The organism is Streptomyces sp. ATCC 21386 (assembly GCF_018728545.1).
Lineage (GTDB): Bacteria > Actinomycetota > Actinomycetes > Streptomycetales > Streptomycetaceae > Streptomyces.
In genome coordinates this window covers 2,118,593-2,125,933 of record NZ_JAAVVL010000001.1, presented here as the reverse complement: position 1 = coordinate 2,125,933, position 7,341 = coordinate 2,118,593, and the positions used below count along the sequence as shown (strand labels likewise).

The window sequence follows — 7,341 nt, the reverse complement described above, 5'->3', positions numbered from 1 at the left end:
CGGGATCTAAACCCTGGCGGTCGTCGGCAGCGTCAGATGTGTATAAGACACAGCTTCATCGCGACCCCCCGCGGCCTGCGCATCCGCGCGTGATCGAGGCACCCCGCCCCCGGGCCGGGCACAACCGGCGAGACAGTCGGGCCCTGGACGCGGCACGTCACGCCCTCCCCGTCAGGGCTCGCGGCCGTGCCGGCGACTCCGCCGCCTCGGCCCGCCCGGGCAGATCCCACCAGGCAGAGCCCACCCGCAGCCGCCGGCCCGCACGCGTCCACACACCACCGCACCGCCCCCAGGCACCCGATCCCACCGACATGCCACCCTTGACCCATGCCCGAAGGTGACACCGTCTGGCAGACGGCGAGACGACTCCACACCGCCCTCGCCGGCAAGGTCCTGTCCCGCTCCGACCTGAGGGTCCCGAGGTTCGCCACGGCCGACCTCACCGGCCGGACCGTCCTGGACGTCACCCCCCGGGGCAAACATCTCCTCACCCGTATCGAAGGGGACCTGACCCTCCACTCCCACCTGCGGATGGACGGTTCCTGGAAGGTGTACGCCAACGACGAGCGCTGGCGCGGCGGCCCGGCGCACCAGATCCGCGCCATCCTGGGCACCGTCGACCGCACGGCCGTCGGCTATCGCCTGCCCGTGCTGGAGCTGATGCGCACCGCCGACGAGCAGCGCGTGGTGGGCCACCTCGGCCCCGACCTGCTCGGCCCGGACTGGGACCCCGACCGCGCCCTCGCCAACCTCCTGAGCGACCCCGCGCGCCCCCTCGGCGAGGCGCTGCTGGACCAGCGCAATCTCGCCGGCATCGGCAACGTCTACAAGAGCGAGCTCTGCTTCCTGCTCCGGGTCACCCCCTGGCTCCCCGTCGGCGCCCTCCCGGAGGAGCTCGCCGACCGGTTGCCCGGCCTCGCCAAGAAGCTCCTCGAAGCCAACCGCGACCGACCGATCCGCAGCACCACCGGCCACCGCCACCACGACCTGTTCGTCTACGGCCGGGCCCCCCGCCCCTGCCTGCGCTGCCAGACCCCCGTCCGCGCGGCCGACCAGGGCGACGGCTCCCGGGAACGACCCACCTACTGGTGCCCCACCTGCCAGTCGGGGCCGGCGCCGGCCCCCGGTACGGCCAGAACGCCCCGCCCTAACCCCCGTGGCCGCGCGTCGAACCCAAGGCCACACCCGTAGGCCGCAGCACCCAACGTGACACCGCTAATTGACGGGCCGTCAGAAACGCTCGTACCGTCGCCTCATGCCCATCCCGGCGTACGACCTCACCGGCCGCACCGCGTTCGTCACCGGCGCCGGCAGCGGTATCGGCCGCGCGTCGGCCGTGCTGCTCGCCGAGGCGGGCGCGACGGTGCACTGCGCGGACCGCGACGCGCAGGGCCTGCACGAGACGGCGACCCTGATCAAGGCCGGCAACGGCACCGCGCACACCCACCACCTCGACGTCACCGACCGGGCCCAGCTCACGCGGTCGGTGGCCGCCTGCGAGCGCCTCCATGTGATGGCGGCGATCGCCGGAATCATGCACAGCAGCCCGGTGCTGGAGACGCGCGACGAGGACCTGGAGCGGGTGTGGAGCGTCAACTTCATGGGGGTGCTGCACGCCTGCCAGGAAGCGGCCCGCCGAATGATCACCGACGGGACGCGGGGCAGCATCGTCACCATGGCCTCCGGCGCCGTCGACACCGGCGGTCCGGGACTCCTCTGCTACGGCGTGACCAAGGCGGCGGTGGTCCAGCTGACGAAGACACTGGCGACCGAGGTCGGCCCGCACGGCATCCGTGTCAACGCCGTGGCCCCGGGCTGGATCCGCACACCCATGACCGACCGCGACGACAGCGAGGCACAGACGCGGACCGAGTCCCTCATGGCCCGTCTGTCACCGCTGGGCCGGGTCGGCGAACCCGACGACATCGCCCACGCCGTGCTGCACCTCGCCTCCGACGCCTCGGCGTTCACGACGGGTCAGATCCTCCGCCCGAACGGCGGGGTGGCCATGCCCTGGTGACCACGGCCCCCACCGCGACCCCCAGCACACGACCTGTGGTGGTGGGGTGTGCTGCGACTCGCGCCGGCGTCCGGCACCAGCGCGAGTCGCAGCACACCCCACCACCACAGCGCGCCGAGCCCCAGAGCCGCCCCCCAGCGAGCTATTCGCATGGCCGCCACCTCCAAGGCCTTCGGGCCCCCAGAAAGACGCTAGACGGCCCTCGTCACGGCCGGAGAGGGCGCACCACCGGCACAGGGACGCACGGCCCCCTCACACGGACCGCGCCCCCGGTACGCCCGGTGCGCCCCGCAGCCACACACCGCCGTCCTCACGCCCTCACCGGCCACCCGCCCCGCGCTACCCGTTCTCCGCCTGGAACATCCAGTGGTGCTTCTCGAGATCCGCCGTGATCTGGATGAAGATGTCCTGGCTCACCGGATCCGCCTCCGCGGTGCTCTCCACCCGCGTCCGCATCCGGGTGATCACCGCGCCGAGCGCGTCCACCAGGGTCCCCACCGCGTCCGCGTCCTTGACCCAGCCGTCCGGCACCCTGCCGATGCCGCTGCTCCCGGCGACCGTCCCGGCCCGCCCGTCCGGCGGGACACCGAGGGTGGAGGCGCGTTCGGCGACCGTGTCGGAGTGCAGCCGTGCAGTGTCCACGACCTCGTCGAGCTGGAGATGGACGGAGCGGAAACGCGGCCCGACGACGTTCCAGTGGATCTGTTTGGCCACCAGGGAGAGATCGACAAGATCGACCAGGGCACCTTGCAGCGCCTCGGAGACGGTCTTGAGATCGGCCTCGGACAGCGGGCTCTTCACCACGTACATCAGCACGCTCCGGATTCTTGAGACGACCGTACGACCACCATGACCGCACACCGCCACCCCGGCAAACGGGAGCCCCAGGCAACACAAAAGCCCCGGCCGGCGCCCCCCAGGTCTCCCTGGAGGCCCCGACCGGGGCTCCCGCTTCGCTTCTACTGCTTCACCGGCGCGTGCCGGTGCTCATGCACTCAGGTCGCGGCAGGTCATGCCGCGACGACGTCCACCGCTTCGGCAGGCGCCTTGATCGTGACCCGCTCCGGCGGCACACCGGCCACCGAGACGGAGTTGAGCATGGGTCGGCGCACTGGTGCTGGCACCGGCTCGGTGGCCGCTGCGGACTGGGCCAGCTCGGCAAGGGCGAGCTCGTCACTCACTTCCCGCATGAGCTCGGACATCCGTACGTCCAGCGCGTCGCAAATGGCGGAGAGCAGCTCGGAGGAAGCCTCCTTCTGCCCCCGCTCCACCTCGGAGAGATAGCCGAGTGAGACTCGGGCGGACGAGGAGACTTCGCGCAGAGTACGGCCCTGGCGCTGGCGCTGCCGACGCAGCACGTCACCCAGCAGGCGACGGAGCAGAATCATCGGTGGCTCCCTCCTCGGACCGCGTAGCCGCATCCTTCACGCCCCACCGTACCGCCTCGCGCTGCGGCCGTGCGGGGAGCGCTGTTGTGTTCACTCAGGGCTGCAAACATCAAGTCCCCCCGTTCTGTTCCGTATCCTGTGCCCGCTCATTCCCGGTCTGTTCGCCCGCAAGCTCCTGAAGGAGCAGTGCGAGTACGCTCCGTACACTCTCCATACGGATTTCCGCCCGGCCGCCGTTCAACCGCAACGACGACACTTTCCCGCCACCTGATACGCCGGATTCGGCTGTGGACGGTCCGGCGACGGCCACATAGACCGTGCCGACGGGTCGTCCGTCCTGGGGTTCCGGGCCCGCCACACCGGTGGTCGAAATCCCCCAGTCGGCGCCGAGCGCCGCGCGGACGCCCCGCGCCATCTCCACCGCGACCAGCGGATCCACCGCTCCGCGCTGGTCCAGGAGGGTGGCGTCGACATCCAGCAACCGGTGCTTCAGCTCGGTGGCGTACGCGGTGACCGAGCCCCGGAAGGCCTTCGAGGAACCGGGGGCCGCGGTGAGGGCGGCCGCAACCAGACCACCGGTCAGCGACTCCGCGACGGCGAGCGTCTCTCCCCTCACGATCAGTAGTCGCAGCACTTCGGCGGCCGTGGAAGTCAACGTTCCGCTCCCTCCGCCGCAGCTTCGCGCTCGGCCGTTCCGCGCCGGCGCAGCACAATGGCCTGTCTCACATAGTCGAGCCCGGTGACCACGGTCAGGACGACCGCCGCGGCCATCACCCACCACCTCATGGTCGCCAGCGGCCCCTCCAGCACCAGCACGTACATCCCGACGGCGATGCCCTGGGTCAGGGTCTTCAGCTTGCCGCCCCGGCTCGCGGGGATGACTCCGTACCGGATGACGACGAACCGCAGGAGGGTGATGCCCAGCTCCCGGCCGAGGATGACGCCGGTCACCCACCACGGCAGATCACCGAGGTAGGACAGACAGATCAGGGCGGCGCCCATGATCGCCTTGTCGGCGATGGGGTCGGCGATCTTCCCGAAGTCGGTGACGAGGTCGTACGTCCGGGCCAGATGACCGTCGAAGACGTCGGTGATCATGGCGACGGCGAAGGCGGCCCACGCCCAGGCCCGCCAGACCGGGTCGTATCCGCCGTCCATGAGCATCAGGACGACGAAGCCCGGCACGAGGACCAGGCGGACCATGGTCAGGATGTTCGCGATGTTCCAGAGGCTGGCCTGGTTGACGGCGGCAGCTCCCAGCTTCCCGCCACGGACGGGTCGCGTCTCCCCGGCAGCGCTGGGGGCGGCGGCGCTCGGGGCGCCGGGAGCGCCGGAGGCGCTCGCCGCGCTCTTGGCGCCGGAGGTGCCGCCCGCCGCGGATGCGGGGACTCCCGTCATCTGGCCGCCTCCTCAGTACACGTGGGGGAGGCGAGCGAGCCCGGAAGCACCTCGGCCACCAGGTCGACGCCTTCCGTGCCGACCACCTTCGCCTCGACCATAAGGCCGACGCTCAGGTCCTCGCCGTTCGTGAACAGCACCTGGCCGTCCGTCTCGGGCGCCTGGTGCGCGCCGCGGCCGTAGGCTCCCTCGTCGCCGTCGACCGACTCGACCAGGACGCGCACGGTCTGTCCGACGCGCTCCTCGGCGCGCTGCGAGACCAGTTCCTCGGCCAGTCGCGAGACCCGCGCGAGACGCTCGGCGACGACATCCTCGGCCAGCTTGTTGTCGTACGTCGCCGCTTCGGTGCCCTCCTCGTCGGAGTAACCGAAGACACCGATGGCGTCCAGTCGCGCGCCGTTCAGGAACCGCTCCAGCTCCGCGAGGTCCGCCTCGGTCTCACCGGGGAAGCCCACGATGAAGTTGGACCGGACGCCGGCCTCGGGGGCCTTGGCACGGATGGTGTCCAGCAGCTCCAGGAACCGGTCGGTGTCGCCGAAGCGGCGCATCGAGCGGAGCACCGCGGGGGCGGAGTGCTGGAAGGAGAGGTCGAAGTAGGGCGCGACTTTGGGCGTGGAGGTGAGCACGTCGATGAGGCCGGGCCGCATCTCGGCGGGCTGGAGGTAGCTGACGCGCACCCGCTCGATGCCGTCGACCTCGGCGAGCTCGGGCAGCAGGGACTCCAGCAGGCGGATGTCGCCGAGATCCTTGCCGTACGAGGTGTTGTTCTCGGAGACCAGCATGACCTCCTTGACGCCCTGCTCGGCGAGCCAGCGCGTCTCGTTCAGGACGTCCGAGGGGCGGCGCGAGATGAAGGAGCCGCGGAAGGAGGGGATGGCGCAGAAGGAGCAGCGGCGGTCGCAGCCGGAGGCGAGCTTCACGGACGCGACGGGCGAGCCGTCCAGACGGCGGCGCAGCGGGGACCGCGGCCCCGAAGCCGGAGCGAGGCCTTCCGGAAGATCGACGGGGGCGTGCCCGGGAAGCGCGACCTCGGCCGCGGACTCCTGCCGCTGGGCCGGGCTGATCGGCAGCAGCTTGCGCCGGTCGCGCGGGGTGTGCGAGGCGTGGATGCCGCCGTTCAGAATGGTCTGGAGACGGTCGGAGATGTCGGCGTAGTCGTCGAAGCCCAGGACACCGTCGGCCTCGGGCAGCGCCTCGGCCAGTTCCTTGCCGTACCGCTCCGCCATGCAGCCGACCGCCACGACGGCCTGGGTTCTGCCGTGTCCCTTGAGGTCGTTTGCCTCCAGGAGGGCGTCGACGGAGTCCTTCTTGGCGGCCTCGACGAAGCCACAGGTGTTGACGACCGCGACGTCCGCTTCCTCGGCGTCCTCGACGAGCTCCCAGCCGTCCGCCTCCAAGCGGCCTGCGAGCTCCTCCGAGTCCACCTCGTTACGGGCGCAGCCAAGAGTGACGAGTGCGACGGTACGGCGTTCAGGCATGGGCTCAAGACTACTTCGTCCCAGTGACAGCCCACGTCGACGGGGTTGGCCGATCCCGGCCAACCCCGTACCCGCGTCTTCCTGTGCGTCGTCCGTACGTCCGCTCCGGACGGACAGGACGCTCAGCCGACCTCCGGGTCGCCCTTCGTGTACGTCAGACGTTCGACCTGGCCGGGCTGGAAGTCGTCCTTGATCTTCTTGCCGTTGACGTAGAGCTGGACGGCTCCGGCGTCACCGAGGACGAGGTCGATCCGGGAGCTGTCCTGGAAGGTCTTGGACTGTCCCTGCTTGAGCAGGCCGTCCCACAGGAACCGCCCGTTGTGGTCCTTGGCGGAGATCCAGCTGCGTCCGTCGGAGGCGCTGACCTGCACGGTCACCTTGTCACGGGGTGCGGCCGCGATGGCGCTGTCGGTCGGGTCGGGCTTCGGGTCGGCGTCGGGCTTGTCGGTCTTGGGCGTCGGCGAGGGGGACTTTCCGGTGGTCGGGGTGGAGCCCTCGGCCACCTGTGTGGTGGAACCGTCGTCGTCTCCGTCGTCGAACGCGGTGAAGCCGACGAAGCCGATCACCGCGACGATCGCGGCGACCATGGCGGCGGTCCAGTTGGGGCCACGCCGTTCGGGACGGATCCGCTCCGCCTCGAACAGCGGGGCCGCCGGGGTCGGCGCGGGCCGCCCGCCGTGTGCCTCCGCGAACTGTTCGAGGAGCGGGGCGGGGTCGATGCGCACTGCGCGCGCGAGGGTGCGGATGTGACCGCGCGCGTAGACGTCGCCACCGCAGGGGGCGAAGTCGTCCTGCTCGATCGCGTGCACGATGGCGATGCGGACCCGGGTGGCGTTGCTGACGTCGTCGACGGTCAGCCCGGCCGCGATGCGTGCCTGCTGGAGGGCACGGCCGATCGAGGGGCGTTCCGCCGAGCGTTCGTCACGGTCGTGGTCGAACGGACGCTCGTCTTCGGGGAAGTTGCCGTCAGGGGAGTTGCCGATGGACACGGGGGCGCCTTTCGAGCGTGTAGCCACCTGTGCTGGAGGTTCAGTCTAGGGGGGGTACGAAAGGGTGG

The 7,341-nt window shown here is 70.9% G+C and carries 8 protein-coding genes; 2 read left to right on the top strand and 6 right to left on the bottom strand.

All coding sequences use genetic code 11. The features are described from left to right. Positions 1-327: 327 nt before the first annotated feature. Both GWK25_RS09250 and GWK25_RS09245 read left to right on the top strand, forming a co-directional pair. Positions 328-1,191, top strand: coding sequence for an Fpg/Nei family DNA glycosylase (locus GWK25_RS09250; RefSeq protein WP_215449305.1), 864 nt, complete (start codon positions 328-330; stop codon positions 1,189-1,191). 64 nt (positions 1,192-1,255) lie between these two features. Continuing rightward, positions 1,256-2,020, top strand: coding sequence for an SDR family NAD(P)-dependent oxidoreductase (locus GWK25_RS09245; RefSeq protein WP_215449304.1), 765 nt, complete (start codon positions 1,256-1,258; stop codon positions 2,018-2,020). A 339-nt stretch (positions 2,021-2,359) separates the two neighbouring features. Here GWK25_RS09245 and GWK25_RS09240 read toward each other — a convergent pair whose 3' ends face one another. From GWK25_RS09240 to GWK25_RS09215, 6 genes are all read right to left on the bottom strand, one after another. Then, positions 2,360-2,830 carry a Dps family protein gene (locus GWK25_RS09240; RefSeq protein ID WP_215457285.1) on the bottom strand — a complete coding sequence of 157 codons (471 nt, stop codon included), beginning with the start codon at positions 2,828-2,830 and terminating at the stop codon, positions 2,360-2,362. Between the two features lie 200 nt (positions 2,831-3,030). Further along, complete coding sequence (locus GWK25_RS09235; protein WP_005481441.1) at positions 3,031-3,408, bottom strand: helix-turn-helix domain-containing protein; 378 nt, start codon at positions 3,406-3,408, stop codon at positions 3,031-3,033. 109 nt (positions 3,409-3,517) lie between these two features. Continuing rightward, entirely contained in the window at positions 3,518-4,063 is a 546-nt protein-coding gene (locus GWK25_RS09230; protein WP_215449303.1) for a CinA family protein, read from the bottom strand. After that, positions 4,060-4,806, bottom strand: coding sequence for a CDP-diacylglycerol--glycerol-3-phosphate 3-phosphatidyltransferase (gene pgsA, locus GWK25_RS09225; RefSeq protein ID WP_215449302.1), 747 nt, complete (start codon positions 4,804-4,806; stop codon positions 4,060-4,062). The genes GWK25_RS09230 and pgsA overlap by 4 nt, the downstream gene beginning before the upstream one ends. Continuing rightward, positions 4,803-6,284 (bottom strand): 30S ribosomal protein S12 methylthiotransferase RimO, encoded by a 1,482-nt coding sequence (gene rimO / locus GWK25_RS09220; RefSeq protein WP_215449301.1) that lies wholly within the window; start codon positions 6,282-6,284, stop codon positions 4,803-4,805. The genes pgsA and rimO overlap by 4 nt, the downstream gene beginning before the upstream one ends. 122 nt (positions 6,285-6,406) lie before the next feature. Further along, positions 6,407-7,273: a helix-turn-helix domain-containing protein gene (locus GWK25_RS09215; protein WP_215449300.1), complete on the bottom strand. Its 867-nt coding sequence runs from the start codon at positions 7,271-7,273 to the stop codon at positions 6,407-6,409. Positions 7,274-7,341: the final 68 nt, after the last annotated feature.